The sequence below is a fragment of the Candidatus Zixiibacteriota bacterium genome, assembly GCA_035380245.1.
GTDB lineage: Bacteria > Zixibacteria > MSB-5A5 > GN15 > FEB-12 > DAOSXA01.
This window is the reverse complement of sequence record DAOSXA010000002.1, coordinates 49428-67327: the sequence shown is the minus strand read 5'-3', so window position 1 is coordinate 67327 and position 17900 is coordinate 49428. Positions and strand designations below refer to the sequence as shown.

The 17900-nt window shown below is 53.5% G+C and carries 9 protein-coding genes, 1 tRNA gene and 1 pseudogene; 4 read left to right on the top strand and 7 right to left on the bottom strand.

Annotation, left to right across the window (positions count from 1 at the left end):
* Positions 1-24: 24 nt before the first annotated feature.
* Both PLF13_05440 and PLF13_05435 read right to left on the bottom strand, forming a co-directional pair.
* Positions 25-1740 carry a metallophosphoesterase gene (locus tag PLF13_05440; protein ID HOP06719.1) on the bottom strand — a complete coding sequence of 572 codons (1716 nt, stop codon included), beginning with the start codon at positions 1738-1740 and terminating at the stop codon, positions 25-27.
* A 67-nt stretch (positions 1741-1807) separates the two neighbouring features.
* Entirely contained in the window at positions 1808-4306 is a 2499-nt protein-coding gene (locus PLF13_05435) for a prolyl oligopeptidase family serine peptidase (protein HOP06718.1), read from the bottom strand.
* 1102 nt (positions 4307-5408) lie between these two features.
* Between PLF13_05435 and PLF13_05430 the strand changes: the two are divergent.
* Positions 5409-5780, top strand: a pseudogene (locus tag PLF13_05430) (thrombospondin type 3 repeat-containing protein).
* 312 nt (positions 5781-6092) lie between these two features.
* Here PLF13_05430 and PLF13_05425 read toward each other — a convergent pair.
* Positions 6093-7070, bottom strand: coding sequence for an ornithine cyclodeaminase family protein (locus PLF13_05425; protein ID HOP06717.1), 978 nt, complete (start codon positions 7068-7070; stop codon positions 6093-6095).
* 175 nt (positions 7071-7245) lie between these two features.
* Here PLF13_05425 and glnA point away from each other — a divergent pair, with 175 nt between their 5' ends.
* Positions 7246-8658 (top strand): type I glutamate--ammonia ligase, encoded by a 1413-nt coding sequence (gene glnA, locus PLF13_05420; GenBank protein ID HOP06716.1) that lies wholly within the window; start codon positions 7246-7248, stop codon positions 8656-8658.
* 2 nt (positions 8659-8660) lie between these two features.
* On the opposite strand, the gene PLF13_05415 is transcribed toward glnA, so the two are convergent.
* Entirely contained in the window at positions 8661-10205 is a 1545-nt protein-coding gene (locus PLF13_05415) for a hypothetical protein (protein ID HOP06715.1), read from the bottom strand.
* A gap of 168 nt (positions 10206-10373) precedes the next feature.
* Between PLF13_05415 and PLF13_05410 the strand changes: the two genes are divergently transcribed.
* Together PLF13_05410 and PLF13_05405 are read left to right on the top strand one after the other, a co-directional pair.
* Positions 10374-11912 (top strand): metallopeptidase TldD-related protein, encoded by a 1539-nt coding sequence (locus PLF13_05410; GenBank protein ID HOP06714.1) that lies wholly within the window; start codon positions 10374-10376, stop codon positions 11910-11912.
* Between the two features lie 31 nt (positions 11913-11943).
* On the top strand, positions 11944-13266 hold the full coding sequence (locus PLF13_05405; GenBank protein ID HOP06713.1) for a TldD/PmbA family protein: 1323 nt from the start codon (positions 11944-11946) through the stop codon (positions 13264-13266).
* A 63-nt stretch (positions 13267-13329) separates the two neighbouring features.
* On the opposite strand, the gene PLF13_05400 is transcribed toward PLF13_05405, so the two are convergent.
* The 3 genes from PLF13_05400 to PLF13_05390 form a co-directional block, all read right to left on the bottom strand.
* Positions 13330-14904: a hypothetical protein gene (locus tag PLF13_05400; protein ID HOP06712.1), complete on the bottom strand. Its 1575-nt coding sequence runs from the start codon at positions 14902-14904 to the stop codon at positions 13330-13332.
* Between the two features lie 182 nt (positions 14905-15086).
* Positions 15087-15173, bottom strand: a tRNA-Leu gene (locus PLF13_05395).
* A gap of 928 nt (positions 15174-16101) precedes the next feature.
* Positions 16102-17826 carry a hypothetical protein gene (locus tag PLF13_05390; GenBank protein HOP06711.1) on the bottom strand — a complete coding sequence of 575 codons (1725 nt, stop codon included), beginning with the start codon at positions 17824-17826 and terminating at the stop codon, positions 16102-16104.
* Positions 17827-17900: the final 74 nt, after the last annotated feature.

Below are 17900 nucleotides of genomic sequence, written 5' to 3'. Positions count from 1 at the left end.
CGAGTCCGACCGACGGCATATCCATCATTCAAATCTAAGCAGACCGAAATTCCGGGGATAGTAATCGTACGGCATCCAGTCGCCTGAACTGTCGAGCCGTTTCTCCTTACGACGGAAGGTAATATCCCAGACCGTCCCCTTCTCGGGCTTTTCCCCGCCGATCTCGTTCAACGGTATGCGTGCCTCAAGGGTCCAGCCGTTCGATCCTTCTGCGATCTTCACCTCATAATCACCATTGAACGATTTATCCGTATTGTAAGACCTGCCTTCCATGAAGGTGATCTTCTGATCGTAAATCGTCCCGATGGGATTGAAATAGATATGGGTCACGCTGTCGGTCCCGGGATGAAACAGGAATCCGACACAATCCTCACCGTAAATAGCCCCATCACGCTCCGTTATCCGAGCCTGGATAGAATCCGGGTACGGGTCCGTGCATTGAACACCTACATAGATATTATTATCGTCATAGGCGAAATAGAAACTGGTGGGATCGATGGTAGCAGGCTTATCATCCGGTCCCAGCAATTTTGTTGTGGGCTTTTGCCAGCAGGCTTCATCCAAACTGCCGTCCACCACCGGAGGTTGTGCCACAGGTATACAATATGCTTCTTTCACCAGGCGAGGTAGTCCCGAGGCTTTGATAGTCTGGTCCGGAGCCGAAATAAATGATCCCCACAGCTTCGGCAATGGATACGGCGATCCCTTAAGCTCTGCCTCGAACCATACGGTCGCAGTTTCAGCGGGAGGGATGCTCACATACACAACGGCCGGTTCGATCATCCATCCATCAGAATCAAGTCCCGACCAACGCAGACTATCCGCATAGGCAGTCTCGTGGTTCATGTTAATGATCTGCATCGAGAAACGTCCTTCGCCAATCCCGCCGTCATCACCGAGCATGAGCCATTGTCCGGGCTGAATCGCTTCTTCCTCGATTAACGTAGCCGTGCGATAATCCTCCGCCGAGACATCATCCCATGCCCTCACAGCACCCAATTCAATCGGAGTGACATCGATCCGATCCGACACCGTGACCCAGCAGAAATGATAGCCTATCCCCGTCGGACCGGGCGACATATTGCCGCCGGAACTACCGACCGAGGTGTATTTAATCCCATCCAGCACGGCGGTGAAATAAACATGATAATGTCCGGTAAAAACGGCATCGACTCCGTACTTAACGAACAAATCGTGCATGGCGTCAGGCTTGCCCAATGTGACCGTTTCATACCAATTCGGCTTGTGATAAAAAACGAGTATCTGCGTCTCGGGAGTCTGACTTGATAAATCATTCTCCAGCCAGGCCATTTGTTTTTCGTCAATCGGTTCTGCCGGACCGCCTCCCCCCGGAGTGTTGTCGAGGATCACAAAATGACGCCCCTCGTAATCGAACGAGTAATACGGCTCCGCCGCAAACCGCCTGAAAAACGGTTCCATCGGCCGCGTGGTAATATCATGATTACCGGGGGCAAAATGGATGGGCATTGTCAACGGTTCAATCACCTTCAGATACTCTTCCCACTCTGTTATTATCCGGGTCGAGTCCTCAGTGTAACCTTCGATATGATCACCCACGGTCATCACAAAATCCGGTTTGAGTCGTTCTATCTCTGTTACCGCCAGACCATAAGCGGAGTCGTTGGCGGTATTGGTGCGGTCGCCTAAAACAGCAAAACGGATCGTCGGCTGCTTTTCGGCAGCGTTTACAACCAGGCCCAGCAGGAGGACGGTTATCACCGTCTCTCCTGCCAAAAGTTTCAGAAACCTCATCATGTTTACCCCTTTTCCCTGCCGTTGGCAGCCGTCATTTGCCGCCGGTCTCTTTGTTCTCGGTCTTCATCAACTCACGCGGCTCGGCATTTTTAACGTATTTATCGAGCCATTGATCTATCTCCCAGGCCTGATGAAGTATCGACTCCATGGCCCGATAGCTGTGACTCTCATGCGGAAGCATCACCAGGCGTGCTGTTGCCCCGAGCCCTTTGAGGGCGGCATAGAAACGTTCACTCTGAAGCGGGAACGTGCCCGAGTTGTTGTCGGCTTCGCCGTGGATCAGGAGAATCGGTTCATCGATTTTATCGGCATGCATAAAGGGCGACATGTCAAAGTAAACTTCCGGCGCTTCCCAGAAAGTTCGTTCCTCGGACTGGAAACCGAATGGCGTGAGTGTGCGATTATATGCGCCGCTGCGGGCAATACCGGCTCGGAACAAATCCGAATGAGCCAGCAGATTGGCGGTCATAAAAGCTCCGTACGAATGGCCGCCCACCGCCACGCGTTCCGGATCGCAAACCCCGCGACGGACCAGCTCGTCAATCGCGGCTTTCGCCCCGGCCACGAGCTGCTCACGGAAAGTATCGTTCGGCTCGGTGTCTCCCTCACCGACGATCGGCATCGAAGGATCATCCAGCACCGCATAACCGCGATTCAACCAGAGTAGAGGTGACGCCCAAAACACTCGTACGAACCGATATGGTGATCCCTGCACCTGCCCGGCGGCATCGGCGCTCTTGTACTCTTCAGGATATGCCCAGAGGATGGTCGGGAGCGGACCGTCTTTCTCGGGATCATATCCCTTTGGCAAGTAAAGGGTTCCGGTAAGATCGAGGCTGTCATCGCGCTTGTACTTGATTAACTCTTTCGAGATTCCAAGTAATCCCGGGGTTGGATGTGGGAACTCGGTCAATGCCGTTAACTTGTCCTTTTTCAGATCGCGGCGATAGTAGTTCGGCGGTTCTTCAATCGCTTCCCGACGGGTTATCAGGACACGTTTGTCGACATCTAGGAATGCTACCGGCGACTCATAATAGGGAGCTTCCGAGCGGAAAAGTCGCCTGGTCGTTCTATCCGTAAGGTTGAACTCATCCAGAAACGGCCGGTCGCCCTCATCCGAAGCTCCGTCTCCGGACAGGAACAACGTCTTACCGCCGTCAGCCGTCAACAAAGCCGGAAAGCCGTATTCGTTGTCTTCCATCATGGGAGAACCGGGATCGCTATAACGATCCTGCCAGTTGCGCTCGATCCACAGCGACGGTTCGGCCTTGGGTGTGCCGGGAGCCGCAAACCAGGCTCGTGCCGTTCGCGTCGGCCACCACCACTCGGACACGATGGCCAACTTGTCCGTACCCCAGTTAATCCCTCCGATACGGAACTCAAGCGTGAGCCACTCGACCGGATCCTTATCGAAAGGAGCATCCTGCAGATAAAGCTGATCGCGGACTTCCGCCTCTGCGCCGGCATCTCCACCGTCGAGCGCCTCTACCCAGGCCAGGGTTGCCAGTGCATCGTTTCGCCAACTGATTTCTCGACGTCCGGTCGGCACCGATCCGTAAGCAATGGGAATATCATCCGCCAGAGGAAGATCGGCGACCACATAAATTACTTTCCCCGTCATATCCCAGACTTCCTCGCGATGCGGAAAACGATCAGCCGGGACCTGGTAGGAATAAGGCCGATGAACGATATCGACCAGAAGGTATTTTCCATCAGGTGACGCTGCCACCTGGTTATATACGGCAGGCTTCCCCAGCGGCGTCACCTCACCGTCGAGCGTTAAAAGAACGGCCTGACTGGTCATGTAATAATCGAACAGATCCTCATCATGTGGATTTTCGAGCAAATCCTGATAAGTCCGCGCCGGAGCCTTCCTGCCGATCGACTCCTGCACCACCGGGCCATCCGGAGCCAATGGAGCAACGGGGACATCACCCATATCGCCCGGCACGGTAAGAGCCACGAAACTTTTGTTGTCGGCCAGCCAGCGATACGGCGTGGACAACGTCGCATTCAACTTGAGAGCGCTCACCTGACGAGCCTTGTCGCCGCCGAGCGGAACAGTCCAGAGTGTGATGCCGTCCGAAGCGGTCACACAGAATGATACTTGCTTGCCGTTGGGCGAATAACGAACACGGTCGATCCGAGCCCCTTCGGGGATATCCTTGACCAGCGTACGCTCCCCGTTGGATACATTCTGGAACATTAAACCGTTGTAATACCAGGCGCGTGACGGTCCATGATTGTTGGGACTAATACGCTCACCGGCCAACCGTAATTCCGGTTGAGCCACTTCCTCGATCGATGGATACCCCGCCTGGTTTAACAATAACAGCCAATTCCTGTCGGGGCTGACCGACACTCCGGGAAACAGCGGAGCCTCAATCAACTCTGCGATTTCCGGCGCGGGCCGCTGGTACTCCAAATCGGCTGCGACGGCAAAACCAACACTTAAGACTACCGCCAGAAACACACTCGCAACATTTCCCCAAACCCTGCTGTGATAATTAGCGGTTCTTTGAACTCTCAAGACCTGCTCCTTTCTGGTGTCCGTTCTCTCTGTGTCTTCGAATGACTCGGGTAAAGATAGGCAATTCACATCGCCCCGACAAGTACAGAGCGAACTCATTAGCCAGGGAGTAAGAAACTCACCCGACTACTTGCCAACCTGAGTCAAACACGTGTAGTATTGACCGCTCGCGTATTTCATTCCGAGATAGACTAGAACGTCTGCCGCCCACAGAATAACGTGGACAATTGAGTCTTCCGCCCTCTCTTTCCGTTGACACCCGCAATGCTGTCTGATATATTGAACCCAGAGGCAGGAATAAGGCGTCGCTCACGAATGGCGACGCAATCGGAATGTCATACCCAGAGGTCAAATCGAATCTTAAGATCACGAGGTATTCAGCATGAAGCGGGCAATTATACTGTCGATTACACTGACGCTGCTGGTCGGCCTGGCATCGAGTATCGCCTGGTCCGACTGCAAGAAGTTAGATGTAGCTTTGGAAAAAGCAACCTTCGATCTTAGCGAACTCAAAATCCCGGAGTTGAGAGCCGGTTGCACCCTTTACAAAATGTGGCTTGAAGACAGCGTTCTCGGCTATTATTCCGGTTTCGATGCCGGTATGCGCACCGTGGTCTATTTCGACCCGGACGACTGTCACCCCGATGCCGCCCCTATGGAGATTACCTCCATACAACTCACTTTGTTCGATCCGCCCAACAGTTGGGATCCGCGACCGCGCGTCTGGCCGTTGCGAGCCGATATCGTTGTTTATGATCTGGCGGTAAGCTATGATAGTTGCTATGGCCCCGGCGAAGAAATATGCCGTCAATACGTTGAATTTGACTCGGCGTACTTCTGTTATCCAAACATAGGTACGGTTACAATGGCGCTCGACTGTTGCGTTGAAGGCCCGTTCTTTATCGGCCTCGAGTACATCAGCACCAACAGTGTGTATCCGCTGCCGTCGCTCATGTTCGATACTACCCCGGAAGTCGACACCTGTCATATTTTCCAATACTACTGCGATGCCTGGTACGGCTGGTACGCCTTCTGGCCCACCCCGCCCGGATATCCCTTCATGTGGATCAACGGTGAAACGCAATCCATCAATTGCTGTCCCGATTACGATTCCGACGGAATCTGTGAAGATGTCGACAATTGTCCCGATATAGCCAATGCCGACCAGTCCGATGTCGACGGCGACGGTATCGGCGATGTCTGCGACAACTGCCCCGATGCTTACAATCCGGGCCAGGAAGATACCGACACCGACGGTTTCCCCGATGCTTGTGATAATTGTCCCGACGACTATAACTCGAATCAACTCGATGCCGACAACGACGGCATCGGCGATGTCTGTGATTTCTGCCCGAACGATTCTACCAACGATGTCGATGGTGACGGCATCTGCGGCCTGACAGATAACTGCCCCGACGTAGCCAACGCCGATCAGATCGACAGCGATATGGATGGAATCGGCGATGCCTGCGAAACACTCGACTACTGTGTCGGCATTCGCGGCAATATCAACGGTTACATCGACGACGGCACGGACATTTCAGACCTGGTTTACCTGGTTAACTACATGTTTAACTCCGGTCCGCCGCCGCCGATATTCGAAGAAGCCGATGTCAACGCCGACGGCTCCATTGACATTGCCGACCTGGTCTACCTGGTTGACTGGATGTTCAACGGCGGGCCGGCGCCACAGCCTTGTCCATAACCGACCCGAGAGTATGATGGATAGAAATAAAGGCCGCTGTTGACTCAGCGGCCTTTTCATTTGAGTAATGTCGTCCAACGGCTACAGATCGACATTTATGCCGATACCTGCCTCAAGTGCTTTATCGTAAACCAGCTTCGCCGCGGCAACATCCTGGATCGCCAGACCGTTGGATTTGAAAAGAGTAATCTCCTTGTCGTCGGTGCGAGCAGGTTTCCTGGCTGTAATGATCTCACCTAAATCGGCAGCGATATGATCAGCCGTAACGGCTCCCTCTTCAATCGGGATCATGATATCACCGGCTTCCTTAAGACAAGCCTCGTAAGAATCCGCGATAAATCGAGAACGTTTAATAATGGCCGTATCCAGTTCACGAGTCAAGGGAGTGTGACTTCCAATGCCGTTAATGTGTGTACCTTCCTTCACCTTGTTGCCGTCAAACAGCGGTGAGGCCGATGAAGTCGCGGTACAAATAATATCGGAAGCCAGCAGTTCATCCGCCAAAGAGGCTTTTATGACCTCAAGCCCGAGCTTTTCACTCATCGATTTAGCGAATTTCGTTGCCGCCTCATCGGAGACATCGTAAACCAGGGCTTTACTTAATTTGCGAGCTTCAGCAACAGCCCAAAGCTGCATTTGAGCTTGTACTCCAGCGCCAAAGATACCTGCGACCAGGCCGTCGTCTTTACGTGCCAGCCAGCGAGTCGCAACACCACTGACCGCTCCGGTGCGAACCGCCGTGAGATAGCCGCCGTCCATGATACAAACCACCTCGCCGGTGTCCGGATTCTGTACCAGCACTTTCCCGATCACGGTCGGGAGATTGTGCCGTTTGGGATTATTTTTATAAACCGTCACAACCTTGCAGGCCAGCGCCCCGAGTTCCTTTAAATAAGCCGGCATGTAAAGGGATAGCCCTTCCGGCGGCGTGATCGGTATCCGAAGCGGTAATACCGCGGTTCCGTGGGCCATTTCGGCAAAGGCCTTTTCGACCACATTAATGCAGTCAGACATCTGTAGCACCCTGGCTACGTCATCTTTCGTAAGAAGTAAAGGCATATTGTTCCTCCTGATTGTCGTCCTACAAGTATAGTCGAGCGGGCAAACAACAACAAGTAATTAGCGTTGTTTACACAATCGAATTCCTGCGGGTTCTGTCGTTCGGCCTTGCGCTTTCGGCGAAAAACATTACCTTTGATCCAGAAATTTCGAGAGGTACAGGAAAGGACAATAGATGACTCTGGATCAGCTCAAGAAAATGGCACTCGACCATAAGATCGAGTTTGTCGACCTGAAGATCAGCGACTTGCCCGGACTGTGGCACCATATCACTATCCCGATCACTTCTCTCACCCCCGACCTGTTCAAATACGGCGTGGGTGTGGACGGCTCCTCAATGCCCGGTTTCTCGTCGATCGAACGCGGCGATATGATCCAAATCCCGGATCCCATCACTGCTTACGTCGATCCATTTTTCGAGCGTCCAACCCTGTCGATGATCTGTGACATCATGGACGTGGACGATAAAATCCGCCCCTATTCACGTAATCCGCGCCGGGTCGCGGCCGATGCCGTTAAGTACCTCCAGAAATTCAAACCCGGCCTGACCTCAATGATCGGACCCGAGTTCGAATTCTACGTTTTCGACAAGGTTAATTTCTGGCAGGGTCCTGATCATGCCTTCTATTATCTCGATTCGACCGAAGCGGAATGGAACGCCGAAGAAGACGACGAGAATCTCGGCTACAAGATTCCCTATAAAAAGGGTTACCATGTCGCCCCGCCGATGGATCGCATCTTCAACATTCGCTCAGAAATCTGCGCCATGCTTCAGCGTATCGGTGTCGAGATAAAATACCACCACCATGAGGTAGGCGGCGGCGGTCAACACGAAATCGAGACCAAGTTCGCTCCGCTCCTGCGCATGGCGGACCAGTCGATGCTGATTAAGTATTTCGTTAAAAACCACTGTTTCCGCATGGGCAAATCGGCCACTTTCATGCCCAAGCCGTTGTTTAACGAGCCGGGATCAGGGCTTCACGTTCACCAGTATCTGGCCGACAAGAACGGTTCGGTCTTTTTTGATAAAAACGGACCGGCTAAATTCTCGAAAATGGGATTGTATTATATCGGCGGCGTTCTGGAGCATGTGGACTCGATTCTGGCTTTCTCCAATCCCTCGACCAATTCGTTCAAACGGCTCGTTCCTGGTTTCGAGGCTCCGGTCGCCGGCACCTATTCGGTCGGCAACAGAACCGCCTGTATTCGCATCCCGGGCTATCAGCGCGAGCCTAAAACCATGCGGTTCGAATTCCGTCCCGGAGACGGCACTATGAATCCCTATCTCGGTTACGCTGCCATGCTCATGGCCGGAATCGACGGTATCAAACGTAAGATCGACCCGGGCTTGCCGCTCGACAAAAATCTCGACACTCTTCCCCCTGAAGAGCTGGCCGAAATTCACCAGCTACCGACTTCGCTCAATAAAGCCCTGAACGCTCTCGACCACGATTATCAGTATCTAATCGAAGGCGGGGTATTTACCGAGGATCTGCTGGATAACTGGAAAACTCTGAAGCGCAAGGAAGTGACCGAAATACGAGTTCGCCCGACACCGTACGAATTCCAGATGTATTACGATATATAGACTCAGCGCGGTAAAAGCCGGTTCAGTCTCATCACATCGAGAATCTGCAGTGCGATCAATGAATGCCCTCTAACGGTGGGATGGCAATGGTCGATAAACAGCCGTTCGCGATCATTGCGGTCGAACATCCGAGGTGCGTCAACCACATATACCCCCGGTTCTTGTCCTAAAGAATCGATTCGATTCCAGTAATCGCGCTTGATTCTCAGGGAAAAGAAATCTGCCTGCAAGGCTGAATCGAGATAAATCCAGGGATCACCGAAACTGCTGTCACCGAAACGCTCGCCGATATATCGGTTGTATCCAAGGTTGTAGAGAAACACGGATCCGGCGGTCAACTCGGCAATTGAGGGATTACTCAATCGCTCCGAGGCAAACCGTGTTCGGGCTTCATGAAAATCAACTTCAGCTTGATCATACTTCTTATCAGAAGATAGCGATACGCCCAAGTTATTGTATACAGTCGCGTTACCGCCTTCACCCTCAAGTTCAGCTTCATACAGCTCGACAGCCTGAGCTGGTGTGAGTGAGTCCTTATATGCGCTGGCATAGACCGTTTTCGTGAACCAGTCCGCTTTGCCGTATCGTTCGGTTATTTCGGCGGAATCGAAACAGTATCTTAAATCACGGCCAAGAATACGAGTCATCTCCTCAGGCATGTGCACCGTCGCTTCACCTGATTCCTGAAAGGCAAACAGCTTGAATTGCAAACCGGCCGGCCAGAGTAACGGCACCGGCGGCTTTATCACCATCAGCGGGCAGTCGTGATCCCGGCACTGAGCGGCGATATTCTCCAGATTTTCAGAGAACCGTTCAGGCTCAACTCTTACGACCAGTTTTGACTCATCCGCTATCGACTCTGCCGGTTTGAGCATTGCCTTCATAAGCCTGTAAAGAGCTGATTTTTCAAGCAACCGGCGTAATCCGGTCATCCGCTGATCCGCCAGGAGATCTCGATCACTCACCATACCTGAGATTGAGGCATCGTTATTACCACAGTACAACAATACCAAATCAGGTTCATAACTCCAGCCGTGCCGCTCCAGCCAGAGCCTGATCTGTTCCGAGGTGTAACCCGAAACCGAGGCATTGACCAGTTCCACCGGCCTCTCGAAACCCAACTCCCCTTCCACCAACGCTTCCACCTGTGGTCCGAAGGCATACCGATATGACGGCAATCCCAATCCCACCGGCGATGAATCACCAAGCAGCAGAATACGATAAGTCCCGTCAGGTTTGGGGCGACTTACCTCTTCCCCGATCAGTCCCTCGGAGTTGGTCCTGAGATACGAATTCTCTAGTTTGGGCCGCATCCTCCAGAGAAGTTCCGGATCAGGCTCATGCCAGCCAAAAGATTGACTGAAAAACTCCGCCTGCCAGCCGACATTTGGGGGAGTTTTTGTCTCACTGTCCGCACCTGGGACAACCATATGAGCGGCCAGTTCGAGCAATCCACATACAACGATAAGGATCAAAACGGCCATTAATGCTTTCAACCGCCATGACCAATGCATGCCTTCCTTATTGCTGGTAGCCTTATTCTGCATACCGGAATAATAGCTCCCAACGGTATTGGGGTCAAGAAATGCAACTGAAGCAGAAAAAAACTCAAATGAAATGCATACCCGGCCGTATTTTTTCGTCATAGGTAATAGAGCAATGAATTGGTATACAAGCAACAGCATCAGATATAGAAAACCTTGCAGGAGAGCAGCATGGCAAACCAAACCCGCAGAGACTTTCTGGTTACCAGCGCCAAGGGAATCGCTCTGGCCTCGATTCCATTCTTCTTGAGAATCGATCCCGCCAGAGCTTTTGGCATTCCGGATGCGGATCGTCTATCCGGTTATTTGGATCATTTCGGGGTGACTGAAGCCACCATCAGGGAAATCATGGCAACCGCCCTAGAAAAGGGTGGCGACTATTGCGATCTTTATTTCGAGCACACCATATCGAACTGGGTAGGTCTGGAAGATGACTCCGTTAACCGTGCCTATGCCAATGTCGATTTCGGGGTAGGTATCCGGGTGATCGAGGGTGACCAGACGGGATACTCTTACACCGAGGAGATCACACCGGCAGCCATGAAACTGGCCGCTCAAACAGCCGCCAATATCGCCAGCGATTCCAGAACCGCCCCGCCGGCCAAAGTTAGTCTTCACGATATCCCCAATTATTACCCGGTCAAAACCGCCTGGGAAGATGTCGGCATTGACCGTAAAATGCCGTTCCTTACTCGCCTCAACGAACACATGAAAACAGAGGACACACGACTTATTAAGACCAAAGTCTGGTTCAACGACGAGACCAAGTATATCATGGCGGCAACCTCCGACGGTCGTATCGTTTGTGACTATCAACCCATGGTAACCATCCACGCCAGTTGTACGGCCGAACAGGATGGAAAAGTCGAAAGCGGCGGTCGCAGTTTTGCCTCACGCAGCGGTTTGGAATGTCTCACCGACGCAACGATCGATCGTGTTGCCCGGGAAGCGGTAGAACGGACCACTCGGTTGTTCACAGCGGTCAAACCACCGGCGGGTGAAATGCCGGTCATTCTGGCCGCAGGCGCCAGCGGAATTCTACTCCACGAGGCAATCGGCCATGGTATGGAAGCCGATTTCAACCGTAAAGGGGAATCGATCTTCAGCGACAAGATCGGCAAACCGGTCGCCGAGAAGTTCGTGTCAATTGTCGATGACGGTACCACGGTCGCCGAACGCGGCTCGATCAACTGCGACGATGAAGGCAATGATTCGCAAAAGAACTACCTCGTTCAAGACGGTATCCTCACGACTTACATGCACGACCGCATCTCCGCCAGGCATTACCAGGTCAAATCCACCGGCAACGGACGTCGTCAATCATTCCGCTTCCCCCCGCTTCCGCGCATGACCAACACATACATGCCTCCGGGACCGCACACGCGCGATGAAATTATCGCCTCAACTAAAAGCGGCATCCTCGCAGAAGCCTTTACCAACGGCGAAGTCCGTATCGGTCCGGGGGATTTCACGTTTTATGTCGCATCGGGACGTCTTATCGAAAACGGTAAACTGACCAGCTCGATCAAGGACGTAAATATCATCGGCAACGGTCCGGATGTCCTGACCAAGGTGACTATGGTCGCCGATGATTTCGAGATTGACAATGGTGTCTGGACCTGCGGCAAGGGCGGCCAGTCGGTTCCGGTTTCTCTGGGACTGCCAACTGTCAAGGTTTCCTCAATAACCGTGGGCGGCATCGCCGGCTAAGGTCCGACGATCCAACAACGAGGTAACGAAAATGAACAATAACGATAGATTATTACTGGCCGATTGGGTAATAAGCCGCGCCAAAGCGCACGGCGCTACCGAAGTGAAGGTCAACATTACCAACGACCGAGGCGTCAATGTCGATTATCGCGACGGGAAACTGGACCGGCTTACCGAAGCCACCGAGAATTCTCTTTCCCTGGCGCTTTATATCGACGGCAAGTATTCCAGTTCTTCCACCTGCGACATCCGCAAAGAGACACTCGAACATTTCATCAGCGAGGCGGTTGCCATGACCAGATATCTGGACAGCGACCCTTATCGCACCCTGCCGGACCCAGCCCTTTACGAAGGTCGCGAAGCACATGACCTGGAGCTGTACGATGCTCGCCTCGATCAGGTAACGCCCGAGAAACGGGTTCAGATTGCCGCCAATATGGAAGAAGTAGCTCGCGCCGCGAGCGATAAAGTCACATCCGCTACCGCTTACTATTACGACGGCAAATCCAGCTCGGTAAAAGTGCATTCCAACGGTTTCCAGGGATCCCAGGAATCAACCAATTTCGGGTCCGGAGTCGAAGTCACGGTCGATGACGGTCAAGGTCACAAGGTATCCGACTGGAGCTATGCCCCGGTGCATTACATTGCTGATCTGCTGGACCCAACTGCCTGCGGAAAAGAGGCGGTGCAACGTTCCCTGCGCCAACTGGGACAAAAGAAACTGGCCTCAGGCATTTACGACATGCTGGTCGAGAACCGCGCCGCTTCACGCATGATCGGCGCTCTCACTTATCCCATGCAGGCCAGCGCTCTACAACAAAAGTCCTCGTTTCTTGAGGGTAAACTCGGGCAGAAAATCGCCTCCGACAAACTAACCATGATCGATGATCCCTTTATTCCGCGCGGCATGGGCTCTCGCCTTTTCGACGGTGAGGGAATCGCGGCCAAACATCGCACCATGATCGACAAAGGCGTTCTTAAACACTATTTCGTGGATGACTACTACGGCCGCAAGTTAGGCATGAAACCGACAACCGGTGGTTACTCCAACCTTACCTTCGAACTGGGCGACAAGAATCTCGACCAGTTGATCGCCCAGGTGAAACACGGTATTTTCGTGACCAGTTTCGTCGGCGGCAACAACAACAGCACCACCGGCGATTACTCCTACGGTATTATCGGTATGCTGATCGAAGACGGGGCGCTTACCCAGCCGGTGAACGAGATGAACATTTCCGGCAACACTCTCGATCTCTGGGGGAGTCTGGCTGAGGTCGGCAACGATGTCTATCGCTATTCCAGTATCATCCGACCGAGCCTTTTGTTCAAAGATATTTCCTTCGCTGGAGTATAGTTGCGTTCAGGGCGGTTGCTTTTCGGCAACCGCCTTTCCCACTCCCATATTCAAAGACCTCTATTACTTCGACTTATAAACAAACGCCGCGTAATCAGGATTATGATGCGGGTTGGCCTTGTGCAGCAGCCAGTCATAGCAAGACGGCGCTACCTCGAAATCCGGGACTATCGCTCCGCAAACCGTGCGTGCGGAGTCCTCATAGGCGTTCAGATCGGCAGCATCGCGCGGCAGCAACACCACGTAATCGAACGCACCGCCATCGGATCGGGCACGATCGAGAGCGTCCCATTCGCGCACATAAAAACGAGACATTGCCTCACCACCGTAACTTATCGGTATCCATTTGTGGATGCCCGGCTGGATGAACAGCACATGCGCCGAAGGCTCCTCCGCTCTGATCCGCACCACCGGTTCGATCAGTCCTTTATGTCCGTAACCGGGCGTAAGAAATATCAACAATACCAGATCAAGGACAACGCTGCTTCCGACCAGCCAATGCAACAAACGCGGACTCTTGAGAACATACCCTTTGTCCTCTTTCTTGTGCCAGACAGCCAGGACCGACATAAGCAAAAAGGCGGGAATGATCGGGAATACGAATCGCTCCTGCTGGTTGGCCATCGCGAGGTGAAACAACACGAAGAAAAATGAACTGCCGACCAGAACCGCGTGGCGCATCAGAAAGCTCTTGCGGAACATCGCTACAGCCGAAACGAATGACCAGGGCGGCACCAGGGCCAGCAGCAGAATCAACGGGAAAAGCCCTGGGATAGTCTTATAGAGAGCGGGCAGTCCGGCGTTCATGGTTATGTTCGTGATGGTCGAGCCACCGAATCGTCCGAGCCAGTACAGGTCGGCCAGTCCCGAGGCAAACAACATCACTGCGACTCCAACGGCGAAACTCAGCGCCGGTTTGACGGATCGATATTGCCACCAGAGGATGAACGGGATCGGAATTGCCGCCGAGGCCATTTGAAAACGGATCATCCAGGCCAGTCCGGCCGCCAAGCCGGCCAGTACGAGACAGCTTTCCCTGCGGTTACGTTCGTATTGATAGACCGCAATGATCGTGAGCATCCAGATATTGCCGCCGACCATTTCGATCAGGTTGCGGACACCCAGGAACGGCATCATAAAGTTGAGTCCCACTACCAGCGCCGCCAGCATCCCCCATCGTTTCGATTGGGTCGTCCAGACCGTGACTTTGAATGCCACCCAGACGGGAATCAGGCTGATCGCCGCGTGGACAGCGCGGACGACGTACATCATACTGTTGAGCGCCTGCACGCCGCAAAGAGTGAGAGCTTTCATCATCGCCCAAAGCGACATGACATAAAGCGGAAAACGGCCGATCATATCGGAGGGCTCTTGTCGCCAGCGGAGGAAACCGTTCGCCCCCCAGAAACCGTTGCGCAGCCAGTCATAGGCGATCATGACCGTATCGTAATGGTCGTCGGAATGGATGAAACCTTTCGAGAAAACAACCGCCACCGCCCGTACGGCGATTGCGATAAGTATCACCGTCAGAAGCGGATGGCGCTCGATCCAACAGGGCAGTTTGAAGCGTCCTTGCGTCATGGTTCCAATCTGTCCCGACCCGGTGCGAGTGTCAACGATAATCAGATGAAATGTCAATACCTCGCTTCGCGAATCCCACCCGAGGGGTGGGGCACAAGGAGTTTCGACCTCCCTTTGAAATACCTCACAAAAAACCAGCCAAGTTGGTGCCGGAGAGGCCACAACATACAAACACATTTCAACCGCGGCGCCTCCCCTTGTCGCTCTTGTGAACTACCTCGCGAAAAAACCAGCCAAGCTGGTGCCGGAGGCCGGACTCGAACCGGCACGGGCTAACAGCCCAAGGGATTTTAAGTCCCTGGTGTCTACCATTCCACCACTCCGGCAATCGGGGTAAGAATAGTGAGTTAGGGGCGGCAACGCAATATGAACTTTTCGGCTTCCCAACAACATTTACCGCTGAATCGATCGCGCATCTATTCGCTGTATTTGCGTGTAGTTCTATCGGATACGGCGAATTGGGTTCGTTTTGCAGATTTTTGTTTGGGCTTGAATCCTGTCCCCGTCTTGTCTCTTCTCCGCTTCATAGCTCGCCTATGGCTGGCCGCTCACCTAATAACACGAGAACGGTTACTGGAGAAGGATTGTATGGAATGCGGGGGGAGCTCAGATTCGCCTATCCGGTCGTGACGTCGATCGAAATGCACGAGATGAATAGAACTTGCGGAGACCTGATGAAAGTTCTTCTGGAAACCCGGGGCAAGCCCACGGGCCACCCGCCAGTCCTTCACCTAACGCCGCGAGAACGGTTGTTGGAGAAGGATTGTAGGGAATGCGGGGGGAGCTCAGATTCGCCTATCCGGTCGTGACGTCGATCGAAATGCACGAGATGAATAGAACTTGCGGAGACCTGATGAAAGTTCTTCTGGAAACCCGGGGCAAGCCCACGGGCCACCCGCCAGTCCTTCACCTAACGCCGCTATAACGGTTGTTGGAGAAGGATTGTAGGGAATGCGGAAGTGAAGACCACAGAAAGGAACCCACCTAAAAGGTTGGCCACCCAGACGTCGATCGAAATGCACGAGATGAATAGAACTTGCGGAGACCTGATGAACGTTCTTCTGGAAACCCGGGGCAAGCCCACGGGCCACCCGCCGTTCGGATATTCAGTAAAAACACATCTATAATGCGAGCGACGCAAGGCCGCCCGCTACGCGAGGTTAAGGCACTTTACGCGTAGCGGCGGGGCTTGTCTCCGCCGCGATTGAGGTTTGTCAACAATCCCCAAGCCCCGGGCCACCCACAAAAGGATTGCTAATCGGTCGACTCGACTGTCTCGGCCGCTTCCTCCCCTCGTATCACCGTCAGTACCGAGTCGAGGACCGGGTCCTGAGAAGAGAAGTATTGAGACGAGGAGACCGGGATCGGAAGGTCCAGGACGAACGGGCCAAGACTGTCGGGCCAAAGCTCGAAGTATTGCACGCTATAGCTCACCTGCACGCCCGAGTTCGGCAACGTGAAAAAGCGCATGTCGCCGTACTGATTCAAACCGCCTCCCATATCCTCACCGGCCAGAATAACCTCAGTTTCCCGGCGCAAAATCGCGGCGTACATCGAGGCAGACGAAAAAGTCCGTCGGTTCGTCAGTAGATAAAGATGTCCCTTCCGATTGATGCGCTCGTGAGCCAAAATCTGGTCGTAGAAATCGTCAAAGCAGTACGACATACCGCCCCCGTTCTCGCGGAAATCAATAATGAGATAGTCCGATCCCAGCGAGTCGGCTTCGGCCCAAAACGTCTTCGTGAACTTCGGGAATTCGAGCGGGCTGGTGAACGCGTTATACTTCAAATAAGCGATCTTTCCATCGTCAAAAAACTCCGACCAGTACTCCCCTTTCTCGGAAGACTTGAACGCAGGTGGCGTTTCCGGCAGTTGAGTCAGAAGCTTCTGCCCCGCTCCGGTTACCGGTTCAAGATAAGTGTGAATCGTGTCGCCGGTGCGGCTAACAACCGTGATATCCACCCGACCGCTGTCGTCGGCCAGACCAAGCCCCTGGAGAAAATCGACATCAATGAGATATCGGACACCTTGATGCAACAAGTAGCTGTCGGTTTCATACGGCAACAGAGTGCAGACGCTGTCGAAGACCGAATCGGCGCTGAGGCCGTCCAGCCTAAGGACTTTTCCACCGAGCAGGTCGGGTTGGTCCTGAGCCGCTGCCGTGATGAACAGGCCGTCACTCAGCCAATAAAAGCGCACCGGAAGCTTACCGGCCAACGGCCCCTCCCAATTGCTGATCCCGGTGTGGCCGTCGCCGATCAGAGCCACAATGCGATAGAAACCAGCCTTGAGTTGATGCGGGTTCAGGTCGGGAATGGCCTCACGGAAGCGCTCGACCTCCATGTTGAACCGCTCCTTCGTAACGGTATGAAACGCGTTCAGGTGAAGGCGCGGGAGGTTGTCCGCCAGATATACGAGATCCTGCTGCCAGCGGCCTTCGGGGGTGTCGGCCGGGGACGGAGTCGGTCCGGGTAACGGCGCGATGAAATACCCGGTCAAGAGAAAGCTGAGGACATAATGAATCAGCATGACGATGACGATGACGGCAGCCAGGATACGTCCCCACCACACGGCACGTTTCCGAGCGATAACCTTCATAAGCGGCGGGAGAATCAAAGCGAGAGCGATCAGCAGGATCACCCACCAGGCCCAGATGACGCGGTGAAACAGATCGAAATACGCAACGAGCGATAAAAGTCCGCCGGCCCGGATCAACCAGCGTGTCTTGCGGGCGAAGACAAGCGAGCGCTCCGAGTCCCAGACGCCAACCCAATGGACAAACAGGAAAAACGGAATGAGAATCGCCGCCTCTCCGATTTTATACAGCACGGCGCCGTCAATTAGAGCATGTAAAAATCCCCATTCGCCGACCACATACCAAAAAACGCGGATCAATTCCTCAACGAGGAACAGCACGACCACGACGAGCACAATCCAGCGCACACCCGTTCCGATAGTTTTGAAAATGTCTTTGAGCATTAGTGGGAATATAAGTTTGTTGAACTCGTCGCGCTATTGAAATAGCATCGACTTTCCGTGAAGCCGTTCATAGT